13 protein-coding genes are annotated in these 13,520 nt (G+C 51.2%); 6 read left to right on the forward strand and 7 right to left on the reverse strand.

Translation table 11 applies throughout. The annotated features are described in order from the left end of the window. Positions 1–4: 4 nt before the first annotated feature. Entirely contained in the window at positions 5–1,279 is a 1,275-nt protein-coding gene (gene mltA / locus LG201_RS11460) for a murein transglycosylase A (protein WP_226772339.1), read from the forward strand. 170 nt (positions 1,280–1,449) lie between these two features. Here mltA and LG201_RS11465 read toward each other — a convergent pair whose 3' ends face one another. Beyond that, a complete protein-coding gene (locus LG201_RS11465) occupies positions 1,450–2,217 on the reverse strand; it encodes a DODA-type extradiol aromatic ring-opening family dioxygenase (protein WP_226772340.1) in 768 nt (255 codons plus the stop codon). 75 nt (positions 2,218–2,292) lie between these two features. Beyond that, complete coding sequence (locus LG201_RS11470; protein WP_226772341.1) at positions 2,293–2,682, reverse strand: DoxX family protein; 390 nt, start codon at positions 2,680–2,682, stop codon at positions 2,293–2,295. A gap of 103 nt (positions 2,683–2,785) precedes the next feature. Between LG201_RS11470 and LG201_RS11475 the strand changes: the two genes are divergently transcribed. Next, on the forward strand, positions 2,786–3,670 hold the full coding sequence (locus tag LG201_RS11475) for a LysR family transcriptional regulator (RefSeq protein ID WP_226772342.1): 885 nt from the start codon (positions 2,786–2,788) through the stop codon (positions 3,668–3,670). Between the two features lie 61 nt (positions 3,671–3,731). Here the strand turns inward: LG201_RS11475 and pqqA are convergent, their stop codons facing one another. The 5 genes from pqqA to LG201_RS11500 all read right to left on the reverse strand — a co-directional run bounded on the left by pqqA (position 3,732) and on the right by LG201_RS11500 (position 7,824). Further along, entirely contained in the window at positions 3,732–3,803 is a 72-nt protein-coding gene (gene pqqA, locus LG201_RS11480) for a pyrroloquinoline quinone precursor peptide PqqA (protein WP_081774944.1), read from the reverse strand. 149 nt (positions 3,804–3,952) lie between these two features. After that, complete coding sequence (locus LG201_RS11485) at positions 3,953–4,087, reverse strand: entericidin A/B family lipoprotein (RefSeq protein ID WP_226772343.1); 135 nt, start codon at positions 4,085–4,087, stop codon at positions 3,953–3,955. Positions 4,088–4,173: 86 nt separating this feature from the next. Continuing rightward, positions 4,174–5,367, reverse strand: coding sequence for a lysophospholipid transporter LplT (gene lplT, locus LG201_RS11490; RefSeq protein WP_226772344.1), 1,194 nt, complete (start codon positions 5,365–5,367; stop codon positions 4,174–4,176). Positions 5,368–5,382: 15 nt separating this feature from the next. Beyond that, the gene (gene aas, locus LG201_RS11495) at positions 5,383–7,503 is read right to left on the reverse strand and encodes a bifunctional acyl-ACP--phospholipid O-acyltransferase/long-chain-fatty-acid--ACP ligase (RefSeq protein WP_226772345.1); all 2,121 of its coding nucleotides are present in this window, start codon (positions 7,501–7,503) and stop codon (positions 5,383–5,385) included. 15 nt (positions 7,504–7,518) lie between these two features. After that, positions 7,519–7,824 carry an ArsR/SmtB family transcription factor gene (locus LG201_RS11500; RefSeq protein ID WP_226772346.1) on the reverse strand — a complete coding sequence of 102 codons (306 nt, stop codon included), beginning with the start codon at positions 7,822–7,824 and terminating at the stop codon, positions 7,519–7,521. 100 nt (positions 7,825–7,924) lie between these two features. Between LG201_RS11500 and LG201_RS11505 the strand changes: the two genes are divergently transcribed. From LG201_RS11505 to LG201_RS11520, 4 genes are all read left to right on the forward strand, one after another. Continuing rightward, positions 7,925–8,668 (forward strand): 2OG-Fe dioxygenase family protein, encoded by a 744-nt coding sequence (locus tag LG201_RS11505; protein WP_226772347.1) that lies wholly within the window; start codon positions 7,925–7,927, stop codon positions 8,666–8,668. Positions 8,669–8,766: 98 nt separating this feature from the next. After that, positions 8,767–12,519, forward strand: coding sequence for an EAL domain-containing protein (locus LG201_RS11510; RefSeq protein ID WP_226772348.1), 3,753 nt, complete (start codon positions 8,767–8,769; stop codon positions 12,517–12,519). Positions 12,520–12,609: 90 nt separating this feature from the next. Then, on the forward strand, positions 12,610–12,891 hold the full coding sequence (locus LG201_RS11515) for a DUF5666 domain-containing protein (RefSeq protein ID WP_226772349.1): 282 nt from the start codon (positions 12,610–12,612) through the stop codon (positions 12,889–12,891). A 198-nt stretch (positions 12,892–13,089) separates the two neighbouring features. Then, positions 13,090–13,482: a DUF411 domain-containing protein gene (locus tag LG201_RS11520; RefSeq protein ID WP_226772350.1), complete on the forward strand. Its 393-nt coding sequence runs from the start codon at positions 13,090–13,092 to the stop codon at positions 13,480–13,482. Positions 13,483–13,520 lie beyond the last annotated feature (38 nt).

Consider the following 13,520-nt stretch of genomic DNA (forward strand, 5'->3'; position numbering starts at 1 on the left):
GCGCATGAGATTGATCAGAAGTTACCTGCCTTTATTGTTGGCGTTGTTATTGGCAGCTTGTGGTGACCACAAGCACGTTAAGCTGGATGATCATGCACAAGCCTGCCCATCATGCCCTGCGCCCCAGCAGACTATTCCACAACCGGCATTACCCGTTCCTGAAGTCCCCAAGCAACCGCCTGTAGAAAAACCATCGGCCAGCAAAATCCCTGACTATGGTTTGTTAAAGTCAGCAGACTGGAGTGCGCTGGCCGGTTTTGAGCAGGCTGATCTGGCCAAAGCCTGGCCTGCCTGGCAGCAAGGCTGCACCACCCTGAAAAATCGCCAGCCCTGGCAAGCTGCCTGTCAAGCCGCGAGCCAGCTGCCAGCCAGCCCTACTGATGCCATGGTGCAAAGTTACTTCAGGCAATATTTCAATGTGTATCAGGCTACCAATGCGGACGGTAGCGATAGCGGCATGATCACCGGGTATTACGAACCCTTGCTCAAAGGCAGTCGTACACGCAGTGAGCTATATCGCTATCCACTCTATGGGCGTCCTGCCGACTTGATCACCGTGGAGCTTGCCAGCCTGTTTCCCGAGCTTGCCAACAAGCGGGTGCGCGGGCGGCTGGTGGGCAACAAGCTCCTGCCTTACTATAACCGTGCCGAGATTGAGAGTGGCATAGCGCCCATACAGGGCAATGAATTATTGTGGGTGAGTGATCCTATTGATCTATTCTTCCTGCACGTGCAGGGCTCGGGATTGGTGCAGCTTAATAATGGTCAGGAAGTCCATGTGGGCTATGCAGACCAGAATGGCATGACCTACCAATCCATAGGCCGTACCTTGGTGGAGCGAGGTGAGTTGACGCTGGACAAGGCTTCCATGCAGGGCATCAAGAATTGGGCGCGCAGTAATCCAGGCAAATTGCAGGAATTGCTTAATACCAATCCCAGTTATGTGTTTTTTCGTGAACTTCCTGCTGGCCTGCCTGGACCTCTTGGCTCGCTCGGTGTGCCTATCCTGGGCGAACGCGTGGTAGCGGTTGACCCCAAGTATATCCCGCTCGGTGCGCCGGTTTTTCTGGCGACTACCTATCCCAATAGCAGCGCGCCATTAAATCGCCTGATGCTGGCCCAGGACACTGGCGGTGCTATCAAAGGCGGTGTGCGGGCAGATTTCTTCTGGGGTGCCGGTGAAGCAGCAGGGCAGAAGGCGGGCTCCATGAAGCAGTCAGGGCGCATCTGGGTGTTATTGCCTAAGGGATTTGTGGTGCCGACAGGGGCAGGTCAATAATCCTGCAATATGAGTAGCGTTGCTGATGCCAGCGCTCCCTCGAATAAAATAGGGCCCAGATTGTCATGGTATCGGCTCTTTATATATTGATTAGACTATATGACGGACTCCCACCACGACCACCGGCGTTTGTCTCCCTCTGGTTAATGCATTCACCAGTAGTGTTCCAGTTAACTCCACACGTAAGTATCCATCGCCAATATGCCGTAGGTATTCTCTGGCTGGTAACGTATTCCGCTACCTTGCGCAGCGCCTAATGCGACAAACAGTGGCATGAGGTGGTCCTCATGGGGATGGGCTCGATGACCGCCCGGTGCCTGGGTTCTATAGTCGAGCAGGGCGTCGATATCGTGGTCGGCAATTTTCTGTGCCATCCAATTGGTGAATGCCGGGACATAATCTAATACTGGTGCATCACGTTCTGCGGTGAAAAAATCGTGCAGGTTATGGGTGATGGCACCGGAACAAAGCAACAAGATATTCTCCTGTTGCAGGCCCGTCAGTGCTTGCCCTATTTGATAATGTTTCAATGGCCCAGCATGGCTCTGGATGGAAAGTTGAGTCACCGGGATGTCTGCCTGGGGATACATGAGCATTAAGGGAACCCAGCCACCATGATCCAGTCCTCTGCTTGCATCCATGCTAGTGGTAGGAAAAGAGTCAGCCAGTGCTTCCACCACACGCATAGCAAGGTCTGGCGCTCCTGGCGCTGGGTATTGCATCTCATACATTTCGCGTGGAAAACCTCCAAAATCATGGATGGTTTCCGGTGTTTCAACTGCGCTTACCCGTGGCTGGGTTGTATCCCAATGCGCTGAGATGACCAGGATGGCATCTGGTTGGGGTAACGACCGCCCTAATTCTGCCAGCAAGCGACCAGTGGCACCTGGCTCCATAGCCAATGTGGGTGCGCCATGCGAGATAAATAAGGTAGTCATGCTTGAGTTCCTGTAGGTGAGTCAGCAACAACGGCCACGCTGGGGCGTGGCCATGGCGTTTTACGGTGGCGTTATTTAGCGACGTAGACGATCCAGGCTATAGCTACCCGCACCATGAACCGACACCTGCAATAGTCCGCCAATGATGGCGATGTTCTTGAGGAACATGATCAATTGAATCTGGTTACTGAAGTCATTATGAAACATGAGCGCAGTGGCCAATGTGAAAGCAGCAAGGATGGTTGCAGAGATGTTGGTGCGATAGCCGAACAACAAGCTGAGCCCAAGGCCGACTTCTACAATCAGTGCAATGGCGTAGCCCAGTTCAGGCAATGGAGCGCCAACGCTGCTGATATAGGCAATGGTGCCACTGGGGTCTGCCAGTTTGCCAAAACCGCTGGCAATAAAAATGAGTGCCAGAAATGCGCGGCCAAGCAGCAGGGTGGTGTTTGAGAGAGTATTCATGAGTGATTTCCTGATTAATATGGGATGAGTACATTGTAGTATTGAAGAGTTATGTTGATAATCCACCTTGAATTAGTAAGACTGTCAATTAAAGGTGGACAATGTGAGTCAGTTAGACGAAATGCGGATTTATGCCGAAGTGGTCAAGCGAGGTAACTTCACAGTGGCGGCGCATCAACTCGGGATTAGTAAACAGTTGGTTAGTCGCCGTGTCATGGATCTGGAACAGCGGTTAGGTGCGCGTCTATTGAATCGCACTACACGCAAGCTGTCGCCCACGGAGCTTGGTAAGGTGTTTTTTGAGCGTTGTCTGGAAATTTTGCTTCAGGTCACTGAGGCCGAGCAAGAGGTTTCCAGCAGCAGTGGGGAGTTACGCGGGTTGTTGCGCCTGTCAGTGCCAGTCTCTTTTGCCAGCATGGTATTGTCACCCGCGCTCAATAGTTTCATGTTGCAGCATCCCAAGCTGGAAGTCGCGCTGGATGTGGATAACCGCCTGGTCGATGTCGTTGGCGAGGGCTACGATATGGTGATCCGTATCACCAAGCATCCAGACGAGGGGATGGTAGCCCGTAAACTGGCGGATTCCTCACTGATTTATTGTTGTAGCCCAAGTTATATTGCTCGTTATGGCATGCCAGAGTTACCCATGCAATTAGGCATGCATCAATGTATTACTTCTCGGGCAGGAGAGTGGGTGTTTGAGCAAGATGGGGAAACTCTCAAGATACAAGTACATCCCACGCTTAGGTCCAATCATGGGGAAGTGATGTGCGAGGCGGCAATTGCTGGTTTGGGCATTACTGGGCTACCGGAGTTTTATGTCAGAAAAGCCCTGAAATCCGGGCAGTTGGTAGCGGTGCTACAAGAGTTTACCGGTAGCATTGGGGCTATCTATGCGCTCTATCCTCAGCACAGGCAATCATCCCTGATGGTGAGGACTTTTGCCGATTTCCTGCAGGATTGGTTCAAACAAGAAGAGAGAGCCTGAAAAGAAAACGGGAGCCTGAGCTCCCGTTGATCTTACATGCATGCATTAACTTGGTAGTTAATTAGCGATTGCAAACGTACATGGTTACTTCAAAGCCAAAACGCATTTCGGTAACTTCTGGTTTGGTCCACATGGTAGATCTCCTTAGCGTGTTTTCAGAGTGAGCATACTGTTGTGCAGTACGTGAAGCAGACTGTACGCGTCTAAGATGTTCTACGCATGGGTGTTAGCCATTAAAAACAGCTCATGATTTTCATGAGCTGCTGGATGCATCCGGTTTACTTACTTATGGCGATCAGCCGCATCTTCAAGTTTTTCACCACCGCGCTGGATATCCTGACCAGCACCCTTCATGGTGTTACAGCCTGTCAGTAAGATGAATCCGCATAGGAGGAAAAAAGCAGTCAATTTTTTCATTTGTTTATTCCTTCACAAATTGTCATGTGCGACCAATATAAATGGTTAAGCTCAACAGTAGGTTAGGATTTCAGCTGAAATGCCTGTCAGATAATTCTGACACTTCTGAGACGCAACCAGGCCAATAATCCAATACTGAGAAATACCAGCAGGCCAATAGCCACAGTGGCCGGGACGACGGGCATTTGCTGTCGGCTGAGCAAAATGTAGAACCCCATCATGATCAGCATGCAGAAATTCTCAAACAGGTTCTGGATGGCAATCGCATGGCCTGCGCCTACAGAGTGATGCCCTCGCTCCTGTAACAAGGCATTGAGTGGCACCACATAAAAGCCGCCGCAGCAGCCGATCAGGATGAGCCAGATTGCCGCCATATACAGATTGCTCGAAAAGGCGAAGCCTACAATCAGCAAACCGATGAGTACACCTGCGGGAAGTGCCAGGTTAATCGTATGCAGAGTGACATAGCGGGCAGCGGCAATCGCTCCTATGGCTACCCCTATTGCCACTGCGCCGCTGAGGTTGGCTGGAGTGCTGAGGTCGGTGATATTAAGCGCAATTGGTACCCAGGCAACAAGCAGGAAACGCAAAGTGCTACCGGCTCCCCAGAAAATGCTGGAGCAAATAATGGAAAAGCGCGCATCGCTATTGCTCATCAATTTGCGCGTAGCCTGAAGAAAATCCTTGATTAAGACCATGGGTACAAAGGTCTCCACCGGGTGAGAAGGAGCCAGGCGCGGGATCAGGAGGTTGGCGGCAGCGGCCAGTAAGTAACAGCCTGCCACGATATAAAGCGCAGCATCCAGCCAATTATCGGCCAGCAAGCCACCGAGCACTGCACCCAACAGAATGGCGATAATGGTTGAGCCTTCCATCAGACTGTTGGCTTTGACTAGTTTATCGGAACTGACCATTTCGGCGAGAATGCCGTATTTGGCAGGTGAGTACGCCGCTGCGCCAAGTCCGACCATGCCGTATGCCAGTAATGGATGCAGACCTGCAAGCATGGATGCTGCACCAAGGAACTTCATGGTGTTGGCGATCAGCATCACCCTTCCCTTGGGCAAGCTGTCGGCAAAGGGGCCGACAAACGGGGCCAGGATAATGTAGGCAATAACGAAGAATTCCTGCAGCAACGGAATTTGCCAGGAAGGTGCCATATCCGCCTTGAGCAAGGCAATGGCAGCAAACAGTAGCGCGTTGTCCGCCAGCGCAGAAATGAACTGCGCAATCATGACCGCAATCATGCCGCGTGAAATTAGGGAGTCAGTATGTTTCATGGTTGCCTTGTCTGCTTAAGCATTTTCAGCCATCTGTTTAAGGCAGACGTAATCTGTCTTGCCAGTGCCAAGCACCGGCAAGGATTTGACGACAATAATCTTGCGTGCAATCGCCAGTTCGCTGGCGCCCAGTTTTTTGGCTGCAATTGCCAGCGGTTCACGACTCAGGTTGGAGTCGGTGGTATAGAGCACGATATTCTCGCCGCGCTGTATGTCAGTTTGTGTGGTGGCTGCATGCTGGTGTTCGGGTGAGGCGGTATTGGCAAGTTGCTCCACGGTTTCCAGTGAAACCATTTCACCCGCAATCTTGGCGAAGCGTTTTACCCGGCCACAAATCGTGACAAAGCCATTGGGATCAATATTGACGATATCCCCAGTGTCATACCAGCCATCGGGAGGCGGTTGCAGCTTCCCTGGCTGATCATGGAGATAATAACCGAGCATCACGTTAGGCCCCTTTACATGGAGCAGGCCACCTTCTTCTATCCCGGGCACAGGTGTCAATTTGTAATTCAGCGATGGCAACAATGTTCCTACCGTGCCAGCAAGGTGCGCCATCGGCGTGTTCACTGCCAATACTGGCGCACACTCTGTTGCGCCATATCCCTCCAAAATGCGGATGCCAAACTTCTCTATCCATAACTTGCGTACTTCACTGCTGAGTTTCTCCGCACCTGCGACAACATAGCGCATCTTGTAGAAGTCATAAGGATGAGCAAACCTGGCGTAATTGCCAAGGAAGGTGCTGGTGCCGAAAATTACGGTACAACCACGGTCATAGACCACTTCGGGAATTACGCGGTAATGCAGCGGGGAGGGATAAATAAAGACCTTGCTGCCGCAGACCAAGGGCATGATGCCGCCACAGCTGAATCCAAATGCGTGGAATAGCGGTAACGCCATCATGAATTTGTCTTTGTGTGAAAAGTCGATTACCGCCCGAATCTGCGCGATATTCGACATGATGCTGCGGTGGGAGTGCACGACGCCTTTGGGTTTACCTTCTGAACCCGAGGTAAACAATACAGCGGCTGGGGCATCAGGGTTGCGGTTTTTTTCTATGCGGGAAGGGAGCCAGATGGCATAGGCCATCAGCCACAACTTGTCGGGCAAGGTGAATTGACTGCGTAAATCTTCCAGGTAAACGATATTCAGCTGTTGCAGTTTCCCCACGGCTTCGGTGAGTTTGGCTGCCTCAAGGAATTTTCTTGAAGTGATGACGGTGCTAATGGCGGCGGCTGTACATGCGTTCTGCATGCCACTGGTGCCTGCGGTGTAATTCAACATGGCCGGGATGCGTTGCATGGCGCTCATGCCGAAAATCAGGCAAACCGTATTGGTGACATTCGGCATCAGGACGCCTACTGTTTCATTCTGCTGCGTGACTTTCTCAACCAGGCGGCCCAGTGCCAGGCTCTTCTTCAGCAGGTCACCATAGTTTTCTTCCAGCATTTGTACGTCTTCTACCACTTTGGTTCGCTTACCATAAGTATTTACGGCGTCGATGAATGCACTGTAAATGGTAGTGATCGGTTGCGAGGTGAACAGCATGTCCTGCATGATGCGTTGCATATGCTCACCTGCCATACGCCGTCTCACCTTGGCAGTTGGGGCCTCCGGCATGGCGATATGTGTAGGTGGCTGGATGGAGAGGGTAATTTTTGGTAAAAGCTGGTGCGGGTAATCACTGCCCAGTCGGCCAAACCAGCTACGTGCAGCGCCCATGATGCGTACTGGCAAGATAGTGGCACCGGTCTTGGCTGCAACAAATGCAGGGCCAGCATAGACCTTCATCAGACTGCCTGTCAGCGTGATACGACCTTCCGGGAAGATCATGACCGACTCGCCTGCTTCCAGTAAGCGGATGACCTTTTTCATCGCCAGCGGGATGTTGGTGTCCACGGCCAAGTGAGGAACATAACTGAGAATGCGACGAAACAACCAGTTATCCAGCACAGTTGTATGCACGATGAAGGTGGTACGTACAGGCAGGAACAGGCCGAGCAGAAATCCATCCAAAAAAGATTCGTGATTAGCGATGATCAGCAGTTTTTCCTGTGCGGGAATATATTGCTGACCGGTGACTTCAACACGGAACAGCAGCCTGGTGATCCATCTTGTTAATGACAACAGCATGGGGTCTCCTTGGGTTTAGATGTCTTCATTGATGTAGTGCAATACGTTCTGTAACGCGATCTGCATATGGTGCTTGTCGATACCGAACAGTACTTCTTTGCCGACTTTCTGGCTTTTAAGCGCTCCTCCCTGCTCCAGCACTTTAAGGTGATGAGTAACTGCAGTGCGGCTCAGCGTGGATGCCTCGACGATCTGTCTGATGCTGAGTTGTTCCCCCGATTCGAATGACAGCAGGATACGTTGCCGGTGCTCGTCACCAAGGGCTACGAATAAATCAGAGATGTCTTTCCACTCCTGGGGGATGTCGCGAACGCTTTTCATAACTAAATAATTAGTTATTTAGTTCCATCCGTCAACAACTTTATTTCAAAGATGCGGTGTGATTCGCTAATATGCTTATCTTTCCAAGGTATAAGTATTTATGAGCGATCAGCAGGTAACAGATGTGATATCCCTGGCGACAAAAATCCAAGAGGATGGATTCAGTTTTGTCAGTGCTGCCCAGGCACGTGCCTGGTTGCTGGAAAAGCATGTCGATGCACTTGATGATTGGGCAGTTTTTGATGCCAGCTGGGAAAGTATGCCGCTGGATGAGTATATGGCGGATGGTGGTCGCTACCGGCGTCGACGCTTTGCTACCTTGAGCGCGGAAAGTGAAGGGGTTATCCTGCTGGAGCCTCATCAGCCGCATTACCAGAGTCGTGAGTACAACTCATTGAATGGTGGGGTGGCACGTATGTATGAGCCGATTCCTGATGCTATTGTGCAAGGGCAGAGCATGCAGGGGGTGTTGCATTTCTGTCGTGATTTATTTAGCCAGATGCGCCCTAAAGCGCGCTGGCATATTGAATGCCATCAGTTTCGCATAGAAGCCAGCCAGCAGGAACATGGACAACCAGCTCCTGAGGGAGTACACAGGGATGGCGTGGATTATGTGCTGGTGATGATGGTCAAGCGGGTCAATATTTCCAGTGGCACGACGACATTACATGATTTGAACAAGCAGGTGCTGGATAGCTTTACACTGACGAATCCGCTGGACTGGGCGTTGGTGGATGACAAGCGCCGCATGCACGGGGTGACGCCAGTGGAGCAGATTGATCCTGCGTTGCCTGCCTATCGCGATGTATTGGTCATGACATTTACCGATAAATCTTCAGTATGATCTTTAGAGTTGGTAGCTCCTGATAAAAGATCAGCGTGTCATCCTCAGCATTGTTGCCGCTATAAAAATGGATAAAATATGAGCATCGGGAATTCAGAATGGCACAAAGAAGGTTTGCTATGCTTGATGGGGTATTAGCTGGCAAGCGTTTTTCAATATCTAGTACGATCACATCGGTCGTGCTGTTTCTCATACTTTCCTCATCCGCGCTTGGTGTCTCGGCAGCGCCTCTGGAGAAAGTCAAACTTCAGCTTAAGTGGTATCACCAGTTTCAGTTTGCCGGATATTATGCAGCCCAGACACAAGGATATTATCGAGATGCCGGGCTGGATGTAGAAATCCTTGAAGGTGGCAAGGGGCGTGTACCGATCAATGAGGTCGTGAGCGGTCGCGTCCAGTTTGGCGTAGGCGACTCGGAAATTGTATTAGCCCGTATTCAGGGGGAGCCGCTAGTCGCCCTGGCTTCCATATTCCAACACACTCCCCATATTTTGCTCAGCAAGAAATCGAGCAATATCAATACACCCGCAGACTTGGTTGGCAAACGCATCATGCTGGCTGGCGATAATCGCGACGCACAGCATAAAGCCTTGTTATTGAGGGAGGGGGTTGATATCCGCAAGCTGACGATAGTCCCTCATAGCCGTAATCTGGATGATTTGCTGGCAGATAAAGTTGATGTGATATCCGCCTATGCCACGGTAGAGCCATTGCGCATGCTGGAGCTGGGGATAGAGCCCGCCATTTTGAGCAGTATGGATTACGGCATTGATTTCTATGGCGATACCTTGTTCACCTCTGAGGCTGAAGTATCTGCACACCCTGATAGAGTCGATGCATTTGTGAGCGCCAGCCTGAAAGGCTGGAAATATGCCCTGGAAAACCCGCATGAAATTGCCCAGCTGATTTTAACCATGCCGGGTGTGGTCGAGCGGCATGTCACCATGAAGCAACTGATGTACGAAGCTCGTGACATGCACCGCCACATCATGCCGGAAGTGGTGGAAATCGGGCATATGAATCAGGCGCGCTGGGAGTTTATTGCCAAGGTCATGACCGATGTCGGGGTTGCCAAGCCTGGCTATGACTTATCCGGTTTTATGCGGCCCACGGCGGCGAATAATGCGCATTTGGTGCGCTGGTTTGCCTTGATCACCTTGATTGTCGGTATTGTCATGGCGCTGGTGTTGTTCTGGAACCTGCAGATCCGCCGCAAGGTGCAGGAAAGTACGCGCGACCTCAATGCCGAAATCCTGCAGCGAAAGCTGATTGAAAAAGAACTGCAATCGAGTCAGGAGTTGGTCAAGCTGACATTTGGTGCCGCTGCTGCCGGGATTGCAATGATCACCATACAGGGACGTTTCATCCTGACCAACCCTGCCTATTGCGACATCGTAGGGTATTCAGAGGATGAACTAAGGGCGCTTGATTGTGATGCCCTGATTTATGAACAAGACAGCATTGAAGCGATTAAGAATCGGCAGCGTTTATTGCATGGGGAAATCAGCTATTCAGTGGTTGAAAAGCGCTACCGGACAAAATCAGGTCGGCCGGTGTGGGTGCGGATCAGTGCATCCGTTGTGTTGGGTGCTGATGGTGCACCGATTCACCTGATCAAGGTGGTAGAGAATATTGAGCAGGAAAAAAGACAGGAGTTGCTGCGGGTTGAGCAGCGGGCATTGCTGGAGAAAATTGCCGCAGGGGGCGTACTTAATGAAACCTTGCATGCCGCGGTAGAATTGATAGAGGCGCAATCTCCAGAAGTCATGTGTTCCATCATGTTGCTGGACAAGGATGAGTGCTTCATGAACGCGGTTTCGACGCGATTGCCTGATGGGTATCTGGATGCACTGCACGGATTAAAAATTGGACCCTCTGTCGGGTCTTGTGGCACGGCAGCTTACGAGCGCAGAACCGTTATTGTGGAAGATATTGCAGAGGATAGACTATGGAGAGAATATCGTGCAATTGCCCAGCAATATGATTTGCGCGCCTGTTGGTCCATGCCTATTTTTTCCAGTACCCAGCAGGTATTGGGCACCTTTGCCGTGTATGGAAAGCATCCTCGCGTTCCGGAAAGTGAAGAGATGGACCTGGTCGCTGCCTGCTCACATATTGTGGGGATTGCGATTGAGCGGGCCCGTGCAGAAGACCAGCTCAGGTTGCTTGAAACCAGTATTGCCCGCCTGAACGATATCGTACTGATTGCCGAGGCTGACCCTCGCGGATTACATAGCCCCCACACTATTTTTGTGAATAAGGCATTTGAGCAATTGACCGGGTACAGCGCTGAGGATGTGATCGGCAAGCCTCTACGGTTGCTGGATGGACCCAATACTCAACAGGAAGAGCTCAGTAAGGTCAAAGCGGCACTAAAGAATGGAGAGTCCATCAGGACTGAGTTAATCAATTACAAGAAAAATGGTGAAGAAATCTGGCTGGAAATGGATATCCTGCCGATTGCGAATGCAGCGGGGCAATATACTCATTGGGTAGCCGTTGAGCGTGATATTACAGAACGTAAGGCGGCTGAAAGCAAGATTCAGCATCTGGCTTTCTACGATGTGCTGACTAACCTGCCCAATCGCCTGTTATTGCTGGATAGGCTGGAATACGTGCTAGTGAATTCCATCAGGCTGAATACTTCGGGAGCCTTGCTGTTTATTGATCTTGATAATTTCAAAACCCTGAATGATACCCATGGCCATGATTTTGGCGACATGCTGCTGGAACTGGTCGCGCAGCGTATTGTAGAAAGTGTGCGTGTCAGCGATACCGTGGCCAGGCTCGGTGGTGATGAGTTTGTGGTGGTGCTGGACGGACTGAGCAAAGACCTACAACTGGCGGCACAAGAGACGCGTACGGTGGCGGAAAAAATCCTCGCCTCTTTCTTCCAGCCTTTTCATCTGGCCGGCTATGAGCATTATTCTTCCAGTAGTGTCGGCGTCGCCTTATTCGGACCTCAGCAGCAGGTTACCGTAGATGAGCTCTTGAAGCGTGCCGATCTGGCGATGTACCAGGCGAAGTCAGCGGGCAGGAATACCTTCCGTTTCTTTGATCCTGCCATGCAGGCCTTGATTAGTGAACGGGCAGCCATGGAAGAGGATTTGCGACAAGCACTGCCACGCCATGAGCTGATACTGTTCTATCAGCCCCAGGTAGATGAAAAGGCCAAATTGTTCGGCGCAGAAGTTTTATTGCGGTGGCAGCACCCTCGCCATGGCCTGTTGTCACCCGCAGGGTTTATTTCTCTGGCGGAAGAAACTGGCTTGATATTGCCGATTGGTAACTGGGTGCTGGAAACCGCATGTCGTCAGCTTGTGTTGTGGTCTCACCAGACAGAAACTGCTCGCTTGAGCCTGTCCGTCAATGTCAGCGCCCGCCAGTTCCGCCAGCCCGATTTTGTTGAGCAGGTGCTACTCATTCTCGAGGAGACAGGGGCTGATCCTGCTTATCTCAAGCTTGAGCTGACCGAGAGCATGCTGGTGGACAATATTGAGGACGTGATCGTCAAGATGAATGCGCTAAAAGCCATGGGGGTTGGTTTTTCCATGGATGATTTTGGTACCGGTTATTCCTCATTGTCCTACTTGAAGCGTCTGCCATTGTCGCAACTGAAAATTGACCGGTCCTTTGTGAGGGATCTGCTGATTGACTCCAACGATGCCTCTATTGTGCGTACCATCATTGCCTTGGGTCATGGCTTGGGGCTGAAAGTCATTGCGGAAGGCGTTGAAACCCAAGAGCAGCAAAGATTTCTGGCAGATGAAGGGTGCTTGGCGTATCAGGGTTACCTGTTCGGTGCTCCTATCTCCCTGGTTCAGTTTGAGCAGGCCTTCAAGCTGGGCTGAGCGGTTGACATTCTATGAAGCATGGGGAACTATTCCCTGTAGGTGATGAAATTTTTCATTACCATGACGTGGTTCATATGAGGAGAACGTATGAAAAAGACCCTATTGGCGATCTGCTGTGCAGGCGTATTATCCGGCTTGTCTCTTGGTGCCCAGGCGGCTGATGAAGAATTCTATGGCGTGATTGAGAGCCGTCCGCAGGAAAATGTGGGGACATGGGTAATCGGTGGCCGCAAGCTGAATGTAACGAAAGACACTGAGCTTGAAAACGATCATGGGCCTTTAGTCAAAGGCGCTTGCGTAGAGGTCGAAATTGAAGATGGCCTGGTGCAGGAAATCGAAACCAAGAAAAAGGAAAAGTGTGCCAAGTAACGCTGAGCAAGCGTAGCCACATGTATCAACCCCTTGAGAGATTCCAAGGGGTTTTTTCTTGCCGCAAACTGGCTGGAGGTTTGAAGTAAAATGTTGAGAAAAGGCGGCTGACATGTTGGCTTAAGCCACTGCAGCTATCATGGGTTGAGAGGGATTGCGATGTTGGGATGGATGCGTTTTTTTGCAGTGGTGTGGCTTATGAGCGCCGCCATTGCCTGGGCGACGCCGTTGGTGACCTTGTACAAGGATGCCAATTGTGGATGCTGTCAAAAGTATGTGATGTATTTACGTCAGCATGGCTTTAAAGTGGATGCATTTGATCGAAGTGATATGTCACAGATCAAGCTCAGGTATGGCGTTTCCCGGGTGGCAAGTTGTCATACGGCGCTTATCGGTGGCTATGTGGTAGAAGGGCATGTTCCGGTGGCAGCTATTAATAAACTGCTCACGGAAAAACCCGCCATCATTGGTATCAGCGTCCCGGAGATGCCGATGAACTCGCCAGGGATGGGGGAAATGAAGCCAGGCACACTCACGGTTTATAGCATTCCTGCGGCCGGACAACAGCCCAAAGTATTTTCGGTGGAGTAAGCCATGTTGGATGGTCGATCTACACCGCGGAATTGACC

It is taken from the genome of Methylobacillus gramineus (assembly GCF_020532675.1).
GTDB lineage: Bacteria > Pseudomonadota > Gammaproteobacteria > Burkholderiales > Methylophilaceae > Methylobacillus > Methylobacillus gramineus.

Coding starts and splice junctions, on each gene's coding strand:
- LG201_RS11485 (WP_226772343.1), bottom strand. CDS start 4,087: ATGAAAAAATTGACTGCTTTTTTCCTCCTATGCGGATTCATCTTACTG.
- LG201_RS11500 (WP_226772346.1), bottom strand. CDS start 7,824: ATGAAAAGCGTTCGCGACATCCCCCAGGAGTGGAAAGACATCTCTGAT.
- LG201_RS11515 (WP_226772349.1), top strand. CDS start 12,610: ATGAAAAAGACCCTATTGGCGATCTGCTGTGCAGGCGTATTATCCGGC.
- LG201_RS11520 (WP_226772350.1), top strand. CDS start 13,090: ATGAGCGCCGCCATTGCCTGGGCGACGCCGTTGGTGACCTTGTACAAG.
- LG201_RS11470 (WP_226772341.1), bottom strand. CDS start 2,682: ATGAATACTCTCTCAAACACCACCCTGCTGCTTGGCCGCGCATTTCTG.
- LG201_RS11510 (WP_226772348.1), top strand. CDS start 8,767: ATGGCACAAAGAAGGTTTGCTATGCTTGATGGGGTATTAGCTGGCAAG.
- lplT (WP_226772344.1), bottom strand. CDS start 5,367: ATGAAACATACTGACTCCCTAATTTCACGCGGCATGATTGCGGTCATG.
- aas (WP_226772345.1), bottom strand. CDS start 7,503: ATGCTGTTGTCATTAACAAGATGGATCACCAGGCTGCTGTTCCGTGTT.
- mltA (WP_226772339.1), top strand. CDS start 5: ATGAGATTGATCAGAAGTTACCTGCCTTTATTGTTGGCGTTGTTATTG.
- LG201_RS11505 (WP_226772347.1), top strand. CDS start 7,925: ATGAGCGATCAGCAGGTAACAGATGTGATATCCCTGGCGACAAAAATC.
- LG201_RS11465 (WP_226772340.1), bottom strand. CDS start 2,217: ATGACTACCTTATTTATCTCGCATGGCGCACCCACATTGGCTATGGAG.